This is a genomic window from Plantactinospora sp. A48 (genome assembly GCF_055793945.1).
The window spans coordinates 48,728-65,497 of record NZ_JBTIXF010000019.1 but is presented as its reverse complement, the minus strand read 5'-3'; the positions used below and the strand labels follow the sequence as shown (position 1 = coordinate 65,497).

Genomic DNA, 16,770 nt, shown 5'->3' with positions numbered 1-16,770 from the left:
GTGAGTCCGCGTCGCAACCGCCCCCGCCGCGATCCCACGCCGGAGCTGGACGGCGAGCGGGCCCGTCACGGTGACCACGGCGTCCAGGCGTGGCGGGACGGCGAGTGGCTGGTACGCGGCATCTCCGGCGCGGCGGCGGTCAAGACGTACCGCTGTCCCGGTTGCGAACAGGAGATCCGACCCGGCGTGCCGCACGTGGTGGCCTGGCCCGCCGACGGCTGGGGCGACCCCGGCGACCGGCGACACTGGCACGGCGGCTGCTGGCGGGCCCGGGACCGGCGTGGCCCGGTCGTGCAGCGCTCCCGCAACGCCCCCCGCTACGGCTGAGATGTAAGGAAGGGCCCCTTCTTATCGTTTTCGGTATAGGAAGGGCCCCTTATTTACACTTGATCGGTGACTGCCATCCGCGCCTCCTCGATCCTGCCCGGCCGCCGTACCGACATCGAGCTGCACACCGCCGACGGACTGCGCCTGGTGGGTGAGCTGGCGCTGCCCGCCGACCGGGACCCGGCCGCCACGATCATCTGCCTGCATCCGCTACCCACGCACGGCGGGATGATGGACAGCCACATCTTCCGCAAGGCCGCCTGGCGGCTGCCGGCCCTGGCCGACCTGGCGGTGCTGCGGTTCAACACCCGGGGCACCACCAGCGTCCGGGGGACCAGCGAGGGCGAGTTCGACAACGCCGTGGGAGAGCGGTACGACGTCGCGGCCGCGATCGAGTACGCCGAGTTCGCCGAACTGCCCAACATCTGGCTGCTCGGCTGGTCGTTCGGCACCGACCTGACGATCAGGTACGGCTGCGACCCGGCCGTACGCGGCGCCATCCTGCTCTCCCCGCCGCTACGCTTCAGCACCCTCGACGACCTGGCCACCTGGGCCGAGTCGGGCAAGCCGCTCACCGCGCTCATCCCCGAGTACGACGACTACCTGCGCCCGGACGCCGCCCGGGAGCGCTTCGCGGCGGTGCCGCAGGCCGAGGTGGTGCCGATGGCCGGCGCCAAGCACCTGTGGGTCGGCGACGCCGAGAACGTCCTCGACGAGGTGGTCCGGCGGGTCAACCCGGCCGTGCCGGTGCCGCTGCCCCGGGACTGGGACGGCCCGATGGAGACCGGCGACGCCAGCGCGTACGCCGACCGGACCGTGGCGTCCTTCGCCGGTCGCCCGGTGCCCGGCCCGGTCCCGGCGGCGGGCGACGAGCCGGACTAGGGGCCCTGGCTGCTGATACGAGCGAAGCTCGTCTTCTGTGTATAGCCGAATTACCGGATATGTCAGATCAAAGACTTATGCCATAGAAGATCCGTCAAATCAGTAGATTGTTGCTTATACATCTACTTATGAGGAGGCGTCATGAGACGCCAACCAATCGTGTTACTTGCCGTCTTGACGATGGCCGCCGCGCTCGGCGCCGTCGCCATGGCGACACCTGCCTTGGCCGAAGGCAGAAATGAGCCCTTCTACGGTGACTTGAACGCCGACGGTTACCCAGAAAAGATCACGCTGAGTTACGCTGCGCGGACCCAGTGCGCGACGATCATTGAACCGGGTCTCGCCGACGGCGGTTTCGGCCCCCCGGTGGTGCATCTCTACCCGGTGCCCGGTGTGGATGGCGCCAGCCAGTGCCCGGACGTGGGCATCGCCCTGGACCTGGGCTGGGACGGTTCCATCCAACTCGTGCTCGCCTTCTTCAGCGGGCGCCCACCGGGGGTCTCCTACGACCTGCTCGTGCTCACCGACTTCGTCCCGGCGGCCACCATTGACAAAGCGTTGCCATACCCCAGCTTTCTGGGATCGCAGGACTTCAATGGTGATCATCACCTCGACCTCTACGTTCGGGGCGACGAGGGCACCGGGTTTGTCACCTTCCTCAACACCGCGGCCGGCACCCTGATCAACGGCCCGATCCGCTGGTGCTCCGGGATACCCCAGTTGTTCTTTCGCGACTTCAATCACAACGGGGCGATGGACGTCACCATCGCCTACAGCCACGAGTGCACCAGCGACGACAGCGGCGTGGTGGCGATCCTCGATGACGGCACGGTGCAGCGCCTACAGACCGATCCGGGCGGTGACGTCGACTGGCGTACCGACATCATCGACGCCAGCGGCGACGGCACCCTTGACATCATCACCATGAACCTGGACGCCGGCGGGCAGCAGAACACCTTCATCAACGACGGCTTTGGCTTCTTCACCCTCGCCCCGGTGGCCAACGACGATCGGGTCGCCATCCAGGACGGTCGCCGCACCGCCATCCCGGTACTCGCCAACGACATCGCCAGCGACATCGCGAAACTCACCATCGTGACCCCACCCCGCTACGGCCGGATCAAACTCACCTCCAGCCGCACGGTGATCTACACCCCCCTGCACAAACACGGACGTACCGACCGGTTCGTCTACCGCCTCGCGCAGGACCGCCTCAGCGACGACGCCGCCGTCGGCATCCGCTTCACCGAGTGACCTCCTCAGCCTGAAGCTCGCCCGCAATTCGCGCTGACCGGCGCGCGGGGGCGTGGGCGTTAAGCGGGGGCCCTTGCTATCCGAAAAGCGATAACAAGGTGCCCTTCCTTACCTCTCGGCCCAGCGGCTGGACTCGTCCCGGGCCCAGCCGGCGCGGGTGGCCGGTCGGCGCGCGGTCAGCTCGGCCAGCACCGTGAGCACGGCGTAGCAGGCGCCGGCCGGCAGCAGCCAGGGCCGCCGTAGCACCACGTCGGTCAGCCATGATCCCCCGCGCATCGGCGCCACCTGCCGGCCGGTGGTGCGCAGCATCGCGTTGCCGGCCCGCACCCGGCCCAGCCGGCGGAGCAGGTCCCGGGTGCGCCGGGGGGTGGCCACCACCGCCCTGGTGTGCCGCAGCTCGAACTTCTCGCTGGGCAGGAAGAGCGAGTCCAGATAGAGGTCGTCGGCGACCACGTCGGGAAAGATGTCGAAGCGGCCCCGACCGAGCGCCGACACCGCGATGGCCCCCCGGCCGAACAGCGAGCCCCGGAATGCGGGAAGCCGGCCGTTGATCGCGTAGTACGCCCGGACCAGCAGGGGCCGACCGGACGTGTCGAGCACCCGCCGGGGCGCCGCGGCCAGCACCCGGGGCCGGCCACCGGCACCCGGCCCGGCATCGGCCGGCCGGCCGTCGACCACCGTGAACAGTTCCCGGGCGTCGGCGGTGCTCAGCACGACGTCGGCGTCCAGGTACAGCCGGGGAAACCGGGTGGCCACCGCGTCACCCGCGTTGAGGGCCGCCGGCTTGCTCGCCACCGTCAGCTCGACCACCGTCACCCCGGGGACCGACCGGGCCACCGAGGCGGTGTCGTCGGAACAGCCGTTGGCCACCACGACCACCTCGAACTCGCCCGGCGCGGCGTCGGCGAGCAGGGCGCGCAGCGTACCGCCGATCCGGGCCGACTCGTCGTGGGCGGCGATCACCACGCTGCTCACCAGGGTGCCCGCCCGGTCAGCGCCCGGCGCAGCCGGCGGCTCAGGTTGTGCCGCCGGAACCGCCAGCCGTAGTAGTCGGCCAGGTCCAGCGAGGCGGCCTGGACCACCCGCGCCGAGTGGGTGAGCTGCGCGGTCCAGTCGGCGATCGTGGTGGCGCCCACGGCACGGGCCGACAGCGGCCACCGGGCGCGCAGGTCGGCGTCGCTGTGGTAGATCGTGTTGGGACTGCGCGGGTCGTCCATGTGATCCTCCCGGATGAACGGGTGGTACCAGCCGTTGATCCAGCCGGCTCGGGCCGCCCGGATGCACCACCGGGTGAACGACTCGTCCGGCCGGATCGGGCCGAGCTGCCCCACCACCTCCCGTTTGAGCAGGTAGCCGCTGCCCTGCACCCAGTGGTTGCGCAGCAGCGTGTGTCCGTACGGGTAGTCGGCCAGCTTCCGCGCGACCAGCCCGGCGTCGACGTCGGAGTCGGGGAACCGCCAGGCGCCGATCACGCCGAACTGCGCCACGTCCTCGTGCGCCCGGGACAGCCGCTCCAGCCAGCCGGGTTCCTCCAGGCAGTCGTCGTCGACCTTGCCCAGACAGGCGCCGGTCGCCTCCCGCCACAGCCAGTTCGTCGGCTCGCGCAACCCCGGGTTCGCCGGGTCGTGATGGAAGCGGTGCAGTCTCGGATGCCCCCGGTACGCCCCGACCACCGCCAGCGTCTCGGCGTGGTTGCCGTTGTGCCACACCCAGACCCGGCCGTCCGGCGGGCAGGTTTCCAACAGCCGGGGCAGGGACAGCCGGACGTACTCCGGCCGGTTGTACGTGACCATCAGGATGTCGATGCCGCTCATCTGGTACCTCTGGTCTGGTTGAGTCGTTCCGCTCGGGTCATCCGCCACAGCGCGCCGGACAGTCCCAGCAGCAGGTGGACGGTGATGAAGTAGGTGGTGAAGTACAGGGCGTCGAAGGTGAACGCGCTGGCCGCGGCCACGGCGACGGCGACCGCGAGGACCACCGCCAGGTCCCGGTCCCGGGCGGAGCGGGTGTACCGGCGGACCCGGCCGGCGACGACGATCCCGCTGCCGAACAGCACAACCAGGCCGGCGACGCCGACGATCCCGGTGGTGACCAGGGTCTGCAACCACTGGTTGTCGAGCAGTTGGTACAGCTCGGGCAGCCAGGTGCCGGTGCCCCGGCCGAACCACGGCCGCTCCCGGATGAACGGCGCGACGTAGGCGTAGTCCTCCACCCGACCCTGCACGCTGGGATCCCGCTCACCGGCGAAGAGCAGGGCGCGCAGGGTGGACAGCAGCCCGGGGCGGGCGGCCTGGATCAGGGCCGTCAGGAACACCCCCGCGATCAGGACGTTGCCCGTGGTCCGCAGCGGCCAGCAGATCCCGAGCAGCAGGATCGCGGCGGCCAGCGCGAGGACGCCGGTCCGGGACAGCGAGATGGGGATGACGCCGGCCTGGAGCAGGGCCAGGGCGGCGAAGACCTGGCGGTCGCGGCGCAGCGGGGAGAACCGGGCCAGGTGGATCGACACCACCAGCCCGATCACCATCAGCACGCTGAACTCGATGTAGTGCCCGGCCGTACCGGCGACCCGGAACAGCCCGGCACCACCCCGGTCCACGAAGCCCACCAGGTCCCGCTGGAAGACCAGCAGCGGCGGCAGCCGGATCCACACCGTGAAGTCGCGGTGCAGGACGAACTGGGCCAGCGCGATGAGCGCCATGTATCCGCAGCCCCAGCAGAGCCAGCGGAGCACCCGGTCGATCCGGTCCCGGGTCAGCAACCCGTCGGCGGCACAGAGCAGCACGCCGGCACCGCCGAGGGCCATCAGGATGCTGCGGTCGGCGCCGTTGGACTCCAGTACCGGCATCCCCCGGCCCTGCGCCGCGAGGTAGGAGGCGCCGATCGTGATCAGGTAGCCGACCAGGGCCCACCGCATCGGCTGCCGCCCCCGGACGCTCAGCTGCGGGTGCAGCCGGGTCAGCGCCCACCAGACGAACAGGGCTATCGCCAGCAGGGCGCAGGGACGGCCCAACGCGGCCAGCGGCGGGAAGATCAGCCGAGCCGGCAGCAGGTAGCAGAGCAGGAGCAGCACGATCAGCGGGCCGGAGGCGTCCGGTGCCCGTCGTACCGTCGGAATGTGACCGTCGTAGACGGTGCCCGACCGGTGGGTGTCCGGGCCGGTCGGGTGACCGTCCGCCGGGAGCGTCGCCGGGTCGCCGGCCGGGTGACCGTGCGCCGGGTGGCTCGTCGCGGCCTCGGTCGGGGTGGCCGGTGCCGGCCCCAGGTCAACCGGCATCCCGGCCCGCCCGGCGGACCGTGGTGAGCACGACCGTGTCGTCCGGCGCGGGGGACGGGCTGCCCCAGCCCGGCGATCCGGGCTCGGCCGGGTGACCCTGCGGCCCGGGCCCGGCCGGCGGGGCGGCTCCGGCGGGTACCGGTGGCCGGGGCGGCATGGGCTGCGGCGGTGCCGGCGCGGGCGGTGCCGGCGCCGGGATGGGCGGCGCGGGCGCCGGGGGAGCCGGGATGGGCGGCGCGCTTCCGGCGACCCCCGTGTCCGGCCCGGAGATGGCCCGGACCCCTCCGGCGTGCCGGCGGGCTCCCCGCCGGGCGGCGCGGTGCCGGAGGGCGCCGTCCACCATCGCCGCGCAACTGGCCGCCCCCAGCAGGCCGATGACCACCAGTACGATCTGCGCCCGCAGCACGTTGGACCGCGACTGGGTGACGTCCAGGCCGGCGTCGAGCACCTTGGTGCTGATCTGTTCGCCGGGTCGGGGCCGGTACTCCTCCTGCCGGCTCGCCACCTCGGCGTCGATCAACCGGGTCACCGTGCTGACCGTGGCCAGCGCCTGGGCCTCGGTCTGGGCGGTGACGTCGATGGTGAGGATCGAGGTACGGGTAACCGCGTCGACCTTGTAGTCGGGCGTGCCGCCGGCGGTCGCCACCCGGTCCCGGGCCGGACGCGCGGAGATGGATATCTGTACGGCCTGGGCCATCTGTTCCTCGCCGATCGTCAGCCACGGGTTCCCCGGTCGCGGGGTGGTGCCCCGGGCGGGTTCCGCTACGGGTGTGGTGGGCGGCACCAGGACGACCGCCGCGCTCGTCTTGTATTCCGGGTGTATCCGTTGGCCGACCCCGACGGCGCCGGCCAGGGCGACCAGCAGCACCGGAACCGTGACGTACCACCGCCGCAGCATGAGCTTCAGCAGGTCGAGCAGGTCCATCCAGGAACCCTTTCGGTGAGCGGGAGAGGAAGGGGGAGCAGCGGGACCGGTCAGCGCGGCGGACCGGCCGTACCGGTTTCGGTGGGCCGGCGTGCGGCCACGGTGGGGTCGGCGGCGGCGCGCTGGTGGGGCGGGCCGGCCGGCGGGGCGAGCAGTCGGCGCCACAGGTCCAGGTAGACCACGGCCTGGTGATCCCAGGCGAGGTGGTGCCGGAACCGGCGCCGGGCGACCTCCCGCATCGCCGCCCGCGTCTCGTCATCATCGAGCAGCCGATGCAGCGCCGCGGCCAGTTCGTCCGGGGAGCCGGTCGGGACGTACAGCGCGGCGCCGGCGGCGGTACGCCGGGTCTCCAGCAGGTCGACGGCGACCACCGGCAGCCCGCGAGCCAGGTATTCGACGGTCTTCGCCATGGTGGACAGCTCGGCCATCCGGCTGGGCGGGTCGGGCTGGATGCCGATCGAGGCCGACCGCAGCAACCCGTCCACGGCCTCGGGCTCCAACCAACCCGTGAACCGGACCACCTGGTCGAGACCGTGCCGGGTGGCCAGCCGGTGCAGCTCCGGCAGGCTCTCCCCGTCGCCGGCGATGACCAGCCGCCAGTCCGCCGTACCCCGCAGCCGGGCCAGTCCCTCGGCGGCCAGGACGGCCGCCGCCACATGGTCCTGCGGGTTGATCACCCCGAGGTAGACGATGAGGTGCCGGTCCGCCCGGTGCGGCGGGAGCGCCTCCGCCGGGGCCTCCGCCTCGGCCAGCCACGGGCCGTTGCGGACCACCACGACCCGGTCGGGATCGCAGCCGCCCCGCCGGATCGCCAGATCCCGGTACGACTCGTTGGTCGCGACGACGGCGGTGGCGCAGCGCCAGGAGAGCCATTCGAAGGCCAGCAGCAGGCGCAGCACGAGCGGCTGGGGGTGCTCGGTCTTGCACTCGTACAGCTCGGGGTTGAGATCGTGGTGGTCGAAGACGAACGGCCGGCCCAACGCCCGCATCAGCAGCGCGAGCACCCAGAACACGTCCGGCGGGTTGCAGGTCTGTACCGCGTCCACCCGGTCGGTCAGCAGGAGAACGAGCAGCCGGGCGGTCACCGCCAGCAGCGCCCAGGCGAACTCGGCGGCGAACGAGAGCACGCCGGAGCCGGCGAACGGCTGCCGGAAGGGGCGGATCCGGGTCGCCACCGTGCCGGGCAGGATCTCCAGCCGGTCCGGACCTCGGGGACAGATCACGGTCGTCCGGTAACCGGCCGACTCCAGCGACTGACACTCCCGGATCACCCGGCGGTCCCGTTCGGCGGGCAGGTTGACGACCACGATCACGATGTGCGGTGCCCGGTCAGCCATTCCCGCCTCACATTTCGTCCGCCGCATGGCCGGGGCGCCGAATGTCGATCGACTAATCGGGAACTGCATTCCCGTGGCACGCCCGAGGAATGACACTGCGGCATCATGAGTGCTTCGGCAAGGGTCGTAATCGTTTATTAATGTCAGCTTCCTTACATCGGCACACCTGTCGTGAGCTGGCCTTTCCTGCAACTGGTGGTTCTTTTACGGTCGCGCCGCGGATCTTCCGGCACTCGGTTCGAGGAGTGGTGAATTCGATTCACAAAATCAGCGATGGAAATTGTTTCCGGTGCGCCTGACCGCAATTTCCATCGCGGCCTGCGGTCGCTGCGGTTTCCGACGCGTACCCCGTGGCGGTGTTGTCCTGGTGCTGGGTGGCGGCCCGGTGCGGGCCCGGTGGCGGCATCCGGTGGCGGCATCCACCGGGTGTCGGCGCGGCCGGGCGGATCGGTCCCTCGGCCGGCGCCGAACGGCCGGCCGGAAGTGCCCCGACGGCGGCCGATGCGGTCGGCGTCCCGACAGACCACCCCGCTGACCTGCGCAGATGCTGGTCCAAGGCGTTCCGTCGCGGGCGCGCGACGGACGGAAGAGGGGGCGCACCATGAGGCTGGTACGACGAGGACTGTCCCGGACGCTGGTCGGCGTCCTGCTTACCGGCACGCTGGTCGCGCCCATCCCCCCGGTGCCCGGCTCGGCTGCGACGCCGCCCGTCCACTCGGGATCCGGCCGGTCGGCCACCGCCGGGTCCGGGTCGCCGGTGACCGACCGGTCGGTCACCGGCACGGCCACGGCCGGGCCGCCGGCGGGGTTTGCCGAGCAGGTGGTGTTCAGTGGGCTCACGCTGCCCACCAAGCTGGTCTTCGCGCCGGACGGGCGGGTCTTCGTGGCCCAGAAGGACGGCGTGATCAAGGTCTTCGACAACCTGACCGACACCAGTCCCACCGTCTTCGCCGACCTCAGCGCCAAGGTCTACAACTACGAGGACATGGGCCTGATCGGCCTGGCCCTGCCGCCGGGCTTCCCGGCCGACCCGTACGTCTACGTCAGCTACACCTACGACGGCCGGATCGGCGGGACCGCACCCACGTACCACGACAGCTGCCCGAGCATCGGCAACTGCCTCACCAGCAGCCGGGTCTCCCGGTTGCGGGCGGACGGCAACGTGATGACCGGCACCGAGCAGGTCCTGGTGAACGACTGGTGCCAGCAGATCGAAAGCCACTCCATCGGTGACCTGCACTTCGGCCCCGACGGTGCGCTCTACGTCACCGGCGGGGAGGGCGCCTCGGCCACCTTCGTCGACTACGGGCAGGCCGGCAGCCCGTCGAACCCGTGCGGCGACCCGCCGGCCGCGGTCGGTGGCACCATGAAGCCGCCCACCGCCGAGGGCGGTGCGCTGCGGTCACAGGACCTGCGTACCCCCGGGGACCGGACCGGGTTGTCCGGCACGCTGATCCGGATCGATCCGGCGACCGGCGCGGCGCTGCCGGACAACCCGCTGGCCGCCAACTCGGACCCGAACGCCCGACGGATCCTCACGTACGGGTTGCGCAACCCGTTCCGCTGGACGTTCCGGCCGGGCACCCGCGAGGTGTGGGCGGGAGATGTGGGCTGGCGTACCTGGGAGGAGATCGACCGGATCCCCGACCCGGTGCCCGGCCCGGTCCGCAACTACGGATGGCCCTGCTACGAGGGGAACAACCGGCAGAGCGGGTACGACGCCGCGAACCTCAACCTCTGCGAGAGCCTGTACGGCGCGGGGGCCGGCGCGTTCGTCCCGCCGTACTTCACGTACCAGCACAGCCAGCCGGTGGTGGCCGGCGAGAGCTGCCCGACCGGCGGGTCGTCACCCAGCGGGGTGGCCTTCTACCCCGGCGCGGGCGGCGGCTACCCGGCCAGCTACGCGGGCGCGCTGTTCTTCGCCGACTACTCCCGGGGCTGCATCTGGGCCATGCGCACCGGCAGCACCGGGTTGCCCGACCCGGCCGACATCGTCTCGTTCGCGCCGACCGCTGCCACCCCGGTGGACCTGGAGATCGGTCCCGAGGGTGACGTCTACTACGCGGACCTGGCCGGCGGGACGATCCGGCGGTTCCACTACACGGCGGGCAACTCACCGCCGGTCGCCATGATGACCGCCACCCCGACCTCGGGGACCGCGCCGCTGACCGTCACCTTCGACGGTTCCGCGTCGTCCGACCCCGACCCGGGTGACCTGCTCAGCTACCGGTGGGACTTCGACAACAACGGGTCGGTGGACGCCACCGGACCCACCGTGACGCACACCTACCGGACCTCCGGGAGCTACACCGCCCGGTTGGAGGTGACCGACAGCGGCGGCCGGACCTCGACGGTCACCAGACAGGTGCTGGTCTCGGTCGGCGCTCCGGTGCCGGTGATCGACAGCCCCGCCGGCACCCTGCGGTGGGTGGTGGGCCAGAAGATCACCTTCAGTGGCCACGCCACCGACCCCCAGGACGGTACGTTGCCGGCCAGCGCGCTGTCCTGGCAGTTGATCAACCGGCACTGCGATCTCACCGGCAGCTGCCACACGCACGTCGTGCTGACCTCGTCGGGGGTGGCCAGCGGCAGCTTCCTGGCCCCCGACCACGAGTACCCGTCGCACCTGGAACTCACCCTGACAGCCACGGACCGGCAGGGCCTGACCGGCAGCACCACGCTGCGGCTCGACCCGAAGACGGTGAACCTGACGATCGCCACCGACCCGCCCGGACTGATGGTGGACGTGGACGGTGCCGAACACACCGCCCCGGCGACGGTCGCGGTCATCGTCGGCTCCACGAACACCATCAGCACCCCCAGCCCGCAGGTGGCACTCGGCGGGACGTACTCCTTCAAACGGTGGTCCGACGGCGGCGCCCGGACCCACGTGATCACCGCGCCCGCGACGGCCAGCACCTGGACGGCCACCTTCACCAGCACCGCCGGCTGCAAGGACCGCTTCGGCTACACCTGCACGGCCGTGCCCGGCCAGCCCTTCGAACCGGCCGACGGCACGGTGCTGCCGCTGAGCGGGGACGACGCGGTGACCGCCGTGACGCTGCCCTTCCCGGTACCGCTCTACGGCCAGTCGTACAGCACGGCGTGGATCTCGACCAACGGCCTGGTGTCGTTCCTCGACCCGGGCGGATCGTCGCCGATCAACGGACCGATCCCGACCGTCACCGCGCCGAACGCCTCCCTCTATCCGTTCTGGGACGACCTGCGGGTGTGGCCCGACTCCAGCGTCCGGACCGCCGTGCTGGGCAGCGCCCCGAACCGCCGGTACGTGGTGGAATGGCGCAACGTCGGCTACTACGGGTCATCCTCGGCCCGGCTGTCGATCGAGGCGGTCATCTCCGAGAAGGGCCAGTTCACCTTCAACTACGCCGGCCTGTCCACGAAGGACACCCGGGAGCGTGGTGACAGCGCGACCGTCGGGATCGAGAACGCCACCGGCAACATGGCCCTGCAGTACGCGGTCAACCAACCGGTGCTGGCCGACGGCCGGGCCATCGTGTTCAACCCACCCACCCCGGCGCCATGAGGTCAGACCGTCATCTTCTCGATCACCGCCTCGTCCCGGGCGGCGGCGACCGTGAACAGGTCACGCAGCGCGCCCAGGCCGGCCCGGACGGTGCCATGCCGATCCTCGTCGTACGGTCGACAGCGATCGAGCGAGGCGGCGAAGTCGGCAAGGTCGGCGCGGAACCGCCCCGCCCACTCGTCGACCGGCACCTCGGCCAGGAACTCGGCGGCCTGCCGGACGAACTCCGGCCGGAAGACGCCGACCCGGTGCCGGTCGTCCCAGTCCGGCGGACCGGCCGCCAGCCACTTGGCGACCCCCGAGCAGGGCCCGTCCGCCGCGCCGAGCTGGAGCAACTCGCCGATCAACGCGCCGCCGTCCGGCACCGCCACCAGCCGGCCGGCGGCGACGAGCGCCGCGAAGCCGGCCTCCGACCGGCTCGGCACCAGCACACCGAGCTGGCGCGGGCCGAGCCCGCCGATCGCCTCCGCCGGGATCCGCCGCCAGAAGGTGTCGACACTCATCCGTTCCTCCGCGCCCAATGTCCGCTGTGGAGAGGCATCCTCACATCCGGCTCCGACACTTTGCGGCGCCACCCACCGGGCCGTCCCCGCTGGACACGGTGAGGAGCTGCCGGCAGGGACCGTCCGTACCCTGCCGGACGACCAGACCCTCCCGAGTAGCACCTTGAGGCCTACGTGCGGGAGCGTGGTCTGACGTAGCGCTTCCAGAACTGGTGTCCGACGACCGTGGCGGTCACTCCGATGAGGGCACCCGCAACAATCTGAGCCAGAGTTCCAGGTTCAGCGCCGTGCCCCTCCGCTGGGACGCGCTGCTCAGAGAGGTTGTCGCTGAACGGGTGTCGAGCAAGCGACTCGATGTAGCACTGGTCCAGGACGGTGGTGAATCGTCGCGCCCGCCGGGAGTTCTCCGTCTTCTTGCGGGGGTCCCTGGCCTCGGCCCAGAACCGCCTCCCGGACGTGCCCTGGAAGAACTGGTCGGCGAGCACCCTCAGGTGCGTCTCGGAGAGGGCTCCCACCTCCCACATCAGCTGCCAGTGCGTGACGATCAGGTTGGTGTAGACGTGTTTCCGGAACCATTCAAGATCATCCGCCTCGGCGATCGGCCCCCAGCATGCCAAGAATTCGGGCTCTTCGATTGCCATCTTCAGCAGGTCGGTGTGCAGCGCCCGAATCGCCTGTTCACGATTCGCCTTCGCCTCGCGGGCCTGAAGGACCAGCGACCAGACAACACCAACCAGCGCCAAGGCCGCGAGGATCGCGGAGGCCGCGCCGTACGCCTGGCCGACGTTCCCGAGCAGTGGCCAGTCGTATCCGGAGCCATTGCCGATCAACGACAACGCCGAAGGAGTCAGCAGGACCAGGATCAGACCGCTCAGCAGGGCGAGTAGGACCACCGTCGGAGTGACCGAGCGACGAGCCAGGTCGGAGCCTCTCCGGGATCGGGGCACCTCGCCTCCACAACTCTCGATCGGCCGCTACGGGCGACGACCCCAGGGCTTCCTGCCGTCGACCTCCCGCCGGAAGAACGACTCGAATGGCTCCGCCCCCACGAACATTGCTGCCACCTGACTACGACACTCGTCAACGACCGTCGGATCGGTGACCTTGCTGGCGCCGACCGGAGTGCCAGCTTCGTCGTACAGCACCTGATAGGCGGCCTGCGAGCCAACAATCATGAGTTCCGGAACCATGCCATGCACCGCCTCAAGACTCGCGACATGACTGGCATCGAGGATATGGATTTCCTCGCCCGCGTCCACCCGGTGGCGGAAGAAGTTCATCTCCCACACGAGGTAGGGGGTCAGTGGCAGTTCGACGATGCGAAGTCGGCGCAGCCCCGAGCCGCGGGCGGCGAGTTTCCGAAGGAATTCCGCCAGCGCCGGGTCCGGTTGGTTGGCGATGTGCAGCGCCTCGTCCCACCGACCGCCGTCGTACGCCTCCCAACTTGGGCTTCCCGGCTCCCGGAAGGTCTGGATGCGTTCAGTCTTGAGAATCGGGCCGTCAACGGATTCGACCTGTCGGTAGAAGTCGGCATCGTAGTCGGACAGTGTCAGGGATTGCCGGTCAACTGCGGCCAGCAGATCACGCATCCGGGATGTCCGGCTTGGCGGCGACCACCATGCTGCGCGGAATGACGACGATGCGTTCGCCGGCGCCGACGCTGACGTCGGCGGGCAACCGGCCGGCGTAGGAGTCGGTCAGGTCCCGGCCGATCACCGCGACATCGCCGTTGGACAGCTCCCAAATATCGGGGCAGGTGGTGGTGCCCCCGCTGTCACCAAGCTCGGCAGCCGACCGTCCGAGTCGCCTGCGGAAGTTCGCTGAACTGTCTGGTTGCCATGAGCGTGCCACAGTTCCTCCCGGCGGCTCGACGAGGCAAACCGTGTCACGCGGCGAACGTTCGACGCAACAGTCTTCGGTCGTTTGGCACTACCTGAAGTCGATCTATCTACTTCATCACCGGCCACGGTCCTGGGCGCTCACGCTCAACCGTCGTCAGGCGAGGGCAGGCGGCGGCTTGCGGAGGCGAGTTCGGTCGGTACGCGCGGGAGTTGCCATCGCTGCCACCGACGCCGGCACCCCGGTTGACGGGCGGGGTGCGGGTTGGGTGGCGCGGTCAGGCGACCAGACGGCGGGGTGCCGGCGTCGGGCGGTGCGGTCAGGCGAGCGGACCGAGTCGCTTCGCGAGGTCGACGAAGCGCTGCCACTGCGTCGGGTTGACGGTCAGGGTGCCGCCGTCGCGGTCCTTCGTGTCGCGGACCAGCACGACGTCCGGCAGGTTGTCTGCGACCTCTACGCAGGCCCCGCCGTTGTTGCCGCTGCGGGTGCTCTTGCGCCAGGTGGCTCCGGTCACGTCCATGACGATGCCGCTTCCTTGATCAGATCGAGGGACTGTTGCCGCGAGAGGGCCTCGCCACGGATCTGTTCCCACCGCCGGTCCAGGGTAGCAAGCTCGGCGGCCTGCTCGATGGTTTGCGCTCGTGCCTGACCGTCCACGTAGGCCACCCGCTTTCTGTCCGGCAGTTCGGCGATGATGAACTGACCGCCGAGGCCCGGGTACAGCCCGACATTGGCTGGCACGACGTGGACCTGCACCCAGGGCATGGCGGCGCACTCGGCCAGGTGGGTGAACTGTTCCGCCATGATCGCCGCGTTGTTGTGCATCGGACGCCGCAGCGCGGCCTCGTCGATGACGGCGACGAGCAGCGGTGGCCGCTCCCGGCGAAGGATCGCCTGTCGGCTCAGCCGGGACGCGACGAGCTGGTCCCGCTCCACCTCGGTCAGCAGTTCGTCGGCCAGGGTGGCTCGGGCGTACGCCTCGGTCTGCAACAGACCCGGCACCCAGGCCAGCTCGAACCAGCGCAGTGCGGTCGCCTCCCGTTCCCACTCGACCCACTCCCGGAACCAGGACGGCGTCCGGTACACCAGGACGTCCGGCCAAATGTCCCCCACGTCCCGGCCCAGTGCCTCAGTGGCGGCCACCCGGTGCCGCGCGTGTGGGATCCGACCGGGCGCCAACCATCGCGCCACGGTCTTCGGATCCACCCCCACGCGCTCGGCGAGTGATTCGGGCGTTTCTCCCGCCTCGGCCATCGCCGCCCGTAAAACAGTGTTCACCCGTGTCCCCCACAGAACGTCTGGAGTGTTCTGATAACACACCGTAGCGAGGTGTAAGTGTCCTGTCACGATTGGAAAACTCGCAATTGGTGGAACGCCCGGGTCTGCGGCAACAGACGGGACGGGCGGAATCGACCGGCCGGCCCTCAGCCCCGTGGGGGCCGGCCCCGACTATCGCGAGGAGGCGTGACCATGCACCGACGCCGGCACCTGTTCTCCCGACGCTGTGTCTGTGGCCTGCCGTGGCGACTCCGCCAGGGCTGTGTCGACACCCGGCCAGCGGCGCAGCCGCCGACGTGGCTGCCGAGATGGGCCACCGAACCAACCGAGGCTCTCCCGGCCGCGTACCGGAAACGGGTGTGGAACCGGGGCCCGATCTCCAGTCGGGGAAGAACCGCCAACCGGGACCGGCGGTGATCATCGCGCGCCCGGCGCACCTACCAGCACCAGGGTGGGCGTGTGGCGAGTGTGGCGACGAATACCCGTGCCAGACCGCCCGGGACATGCTCGCCACCGAGCCGGATCGCCGAGCGGTCGCGGCGTACCTGGCGGCTCTGTTCGTCGACGCCGTTCGTGAGCTACCGGATCGACCGGTGGCCGAGCTGTACGCGCGCTTCTTCCGGGTGGTCCGGCAGAACCGCCCGGCCGCCGCCGGGCAGCCGAGCGGTCGCGGCGTACCTGGCGGCTCTGTTCATCGACGCCGTTCGTGAGCTACCGGTCCGGTCGGCGGCCGAGCTGTACGCGCGCTTCTTCCGAGCGGTCCGGCAGAACCGCCCGGCCATCGCCGGGCAGTGGCGGCCCAGGCCGCCGTCGCCGGCCGAATCTCTGAGATCTTGGACGCAAACCGTTTGCTGCGAACGGTTTGCGTCCAAGATCTCCGGTGACGGGCACGGCGACGGCGACGGGCACGGTGACGGGCACGGCGACGGCGACGGGCACGGCGACGGCGGTGGGGCGCGGAGCAGCCGGGCGGGTCGATCCTCGGGCCGTGGTGAGGGTCAGCGACCGGGCGATCCGGGTGATCCGGGTGGGAGCCGCCGAGTGGGTGGCGGCGGGCCGGCCGGGAGCCGGGGCGGCGGGTACCCACTCGGCGTCGGGAACGGCGGGGTCGGCGCGGCAGGCAGGGTCGGCGCGGCGCCCGGCGCGGCAGGCGGGGTGGGCAGCGGACGTGGTGCGGGGGGCAGCGCGGCGGGTGCGGCGGGCAGGGTGCCCGGCGGGGGGACGCGGGGAACCGCGAACCGACGCGGGTCGGGCCACTGTCCGCCACCGAGCGGCCGTCCGGCCGCGAGCTGTGCGGCACGATGCCGGTGCAGCAGCTTGGTGAGGTAGATGAGCGCCCCGGCCAGCACGCCGAGATCGTCCAGGTAGATCGGGTCGGGCAGCAGATCGACGGGGAAGATGGTGTAGATCAGCGCACCGTAGAAGGCCACCTTGCCGGCGGCGCCCAGCTCGGTCAGCATCCGGCGGGTCCGCCAGACCCGGACCGCCAGGATGGCCGCGCCCACGGCGGCGGCGAGCGCGATCAGACCACCGAGCGACAGTAGTACGAGCCACGCTTCCCGGGACATGCCTCAACGGTAAGCGAGGCGGGCCCCTACCGCGCG

17 protein-coding genes are annotated in these 16,770 nt (G+C 70.9%); 5 read left to right on the top strand and 12 right to left on the bottom strand.

Annotation, left to right across the window (positions count from 1 at the left end):
- The first annotated feature begins 45 nt into the window (after positions 1-45).
- The 3 genes from ACXN5W_RS13055 to ACXN5W_RS13045 all read left to right on the top strand — a co-directional run bounded on the left by ACXN5W_RS13055 (position 46) and on the right by ACXN5W_RS13045 (position 2,463).
- Complete coding sequence (locus ACXN5W_RS13055; protein WP_473158529.1) at positions 46-327, top strand: hypothetical protein; 282 nt, start codon at positions 46-48, stop codon at positions 325-327.
- Positions 328-393: 66 nt separating this feature from the next.
- The gene (locus tag ACXN5W_RS13050; RefSeq protein WP_473158499.1) at positions 394-1,209 is read left to right on the top strand and encodes an alpha/beta hydrolase; all 816 of its coding nucleotides are present in this window, start codon (positions 394-396) and stop codon (positions 1,207-1,209) included.
- 180 nt (positions 1,210-1,389) lie between these two features.
- A complete protein-coding gene (locus tag ACXN5W_RS13045) occupies positions 1,390-2,463 on the top strand; it encodes an Ig-like domain-containing protein (protein ID WP_473158498.1) in 1,074 nt (357 codons plus the stop codon).
- A 108-nt stretch (positions 2,464-2,571) separates the two neighbouring features.
- Here the strand turns inward: ACXN5W_RS13045 and ACXN5W_RS13040 are convergent, their stop codons facing one another.
- From ACXN5W_RS13040 to ACXN5W_RS13020, 5 genes are read right to left on the bottom strand one after another with little or no spacing between them, the layout of a single operon-like run.
- The gene (locus ACXN5W_RS13040) at positions 2,572-3,438 is read right to left on the bottom strand and encodes a glycosyltransferase (protein ID WP_473158497.1); all 867 of its coding nucleotides are present in this window, start codon (positions 3,436-3,438) and stop codon (positions 2,572-2,574) included.
- Entirely contained in the window at positions 3,435-4,277 is an 843-nt protein-coding gene (locus ACXN5W_RS13035; RefSeq protein ID WP_473158496.1) for a glycosyltransferase family 2 protein, read from the bottom strand. The genes ACXN5W_RS13040 and ACXN5W_RS13035 overlap by 4 nt, the downstream gene beginning before the upstream one ends.
- On the bottom strand, positions 4,274-5,737 hold the full coding sequence (locus ACXN5W_RS13030; RefSeq protein WP_473158495.1) for an O-antigen ligase family protein: 1,464 nt from the start codon (positions 5,735-5,737) through the stop codon (positions 4,274-4,276). The genes ACXN5W_RS13035 and ACXN5W_RS13030 overlap by 4 nt, the downstream gene beginning before the upstream one ends.
- Positions 5,727-6,662 carry a hypothetical protein gene (locus ACXN5W_RS13025; RefSeq protein ID WP_473158494.1) on the bottom strand — a complete coding sequence of 312 codons (936 nt, stop codon included), beginning with the start codon at positions 6,660-6,662 and terminating at the stop codon, positions 5,727-5,729. Before ACXN5W_RS13025 ends, ACXN5W_RS13030 begins: the two co-directional genes overlap by 11 nt.
- Before the next feature lie 50 nt (positions 6,663-6,712).
- A complete protein-coding gene (locus ACXN5W_RS13020) occupies positions 6,713-7,999 on the bottom strand; it encodes a glycosyltransferase family 4 protein (protein ID WP_473158493.1) in 1,287 nt (428 codons plus the stop codon).
- A gap of 601 nt (positions 8,000-8,600) precedes the next feature.
- On the opposite strand from ACXN5W_RS13020, the gene ACXN5W_RS13015 reads away from it, so the two are divergent.
- Positions 8,601-11,546: a PQQ-dependent sugar dehydrogenase gene (locus ACXN5W_RS13015; protein WP_473158492.1), complete on the top strand. Its 2,946-nt coding sequence runs from the start codon at positions 8,601-8,603 to the stop codon at positions 11,544-11,546.
- Between the two features lie 2 nt (positions 11,547-11,548).
- Here the strand turns inward: ACXN5W_RS13015 and ACXN5W_RS13010 are convergent, their stop codons facing one another.
- The 6 genes from ACXN5W_RS13010 to ACXN5W_RS12985 form a co-directional block, all read right to left on the bottom strand.
- Entirely contained in the window at positions 11,549-12,049 is a 501-nt protein-coding gene (locus ACXN5W_RS13010; protein ID WP_473158491.1) for a hypothetical protein, read from the bottom strand.
- A 170-nt stretch (positions 12,050-12,219) separates the two neighbouring features.
- A complete protein-coding gene (locus tag ACXN5W_RS13005; protein ID WP_473158490.1) occupies positions 12,220-12,942 on the bottom strand; it encodes a DUF6082 family protein in 723 nt (240 codons plus the stop codon).
- 81 nt (positions 12,943-13,023) lie between these two features.
- Positions 13,024-13,638 carry a DUF6879 family protein gene (locus tag ACXN5W_RS13000; RefSeq protein ID WP_473158489.1) on the bottom strand — a complete coding sequence of 205 codons (615 nt, stop codon included), beginning with the start codon at positions 13,636-13,638 and terminating at the stop codon, positions 13,024-13,026.
- Positions 13,631-13,900: a hypothetical protein gene (locus ACXN5W_RS12995; protein WP_473158488.1), complete on the bottom strand. Its 270-nt coding sequence runs from the start codon at positions 13,898-13,900 to the stop codon at positions 13,631-13,633. The genes ACXN5W_RS13000 and ACXN5W_RS12995 overlap by 8 nt, the downstream gene beginning before the upstream one ends.
- A gap of 307 nt (positions 13,901-14,207) precedes the next feature.
- Positions 14,208-14,402 (bottom strand): DUF397 domain-containing protein, encoded by a 195-nt coding sequence (locus ACXN5W_RS12990; protein ID WP_473158528.1) that lies wholly within the window; start codon positions 14,400-14,402, stop codon positions 14,208-14,210.
- Positions 14,399-15,166 (bottom strand): Scr1 family TA system antitoxin-like transcriptional regulator, encoded by a 768-nt coding sequence (locus tag ACXN5W_RS12985; RefSeq protein WP_473158487.1) that lies wholly within the window; start codon positions 15,164-15,166, stop codon positions 14,399-14,401. Before ACXN5W_RS12985 ends, ACXN5W_RS12990 begins: the two co-directional genes overlap by 4 nt.
- A 413-nt stretch (positions 15,167-15,579) precedes the next feature.
- Between ACXN5W_RS12985 and ACXN5W_RS12980 the strand changes: the two genes are divergently transcribed.
- Entirely contained in the window at positions 15,580-15,876 is a 297-nt protein-coding gene (locus ACXN5W_RS12980; RefSeq protein WP_473158486.1) for a hypothetical protein, read from the top strand.
- Between the two features lie 288 nt (positions 15,877-16,164).
- Here the strand turns inward: ACXN5W_RS12980 and ACXN5W_RS12975 are convergent, their stop codons facing one another.
- A complete protein-coding gene (locus tag ACXN5W_RS12975) occupies positions 16,165-16,734 on the bottom strand; it encodes a YkvA family protein (RefSeq protein ID WP_473158485.1) in 570 nt (189 codons plus the stop codon).
- Between the last annotated feature and the right edge of the window lie 36 nt (positions 16,735-16,770).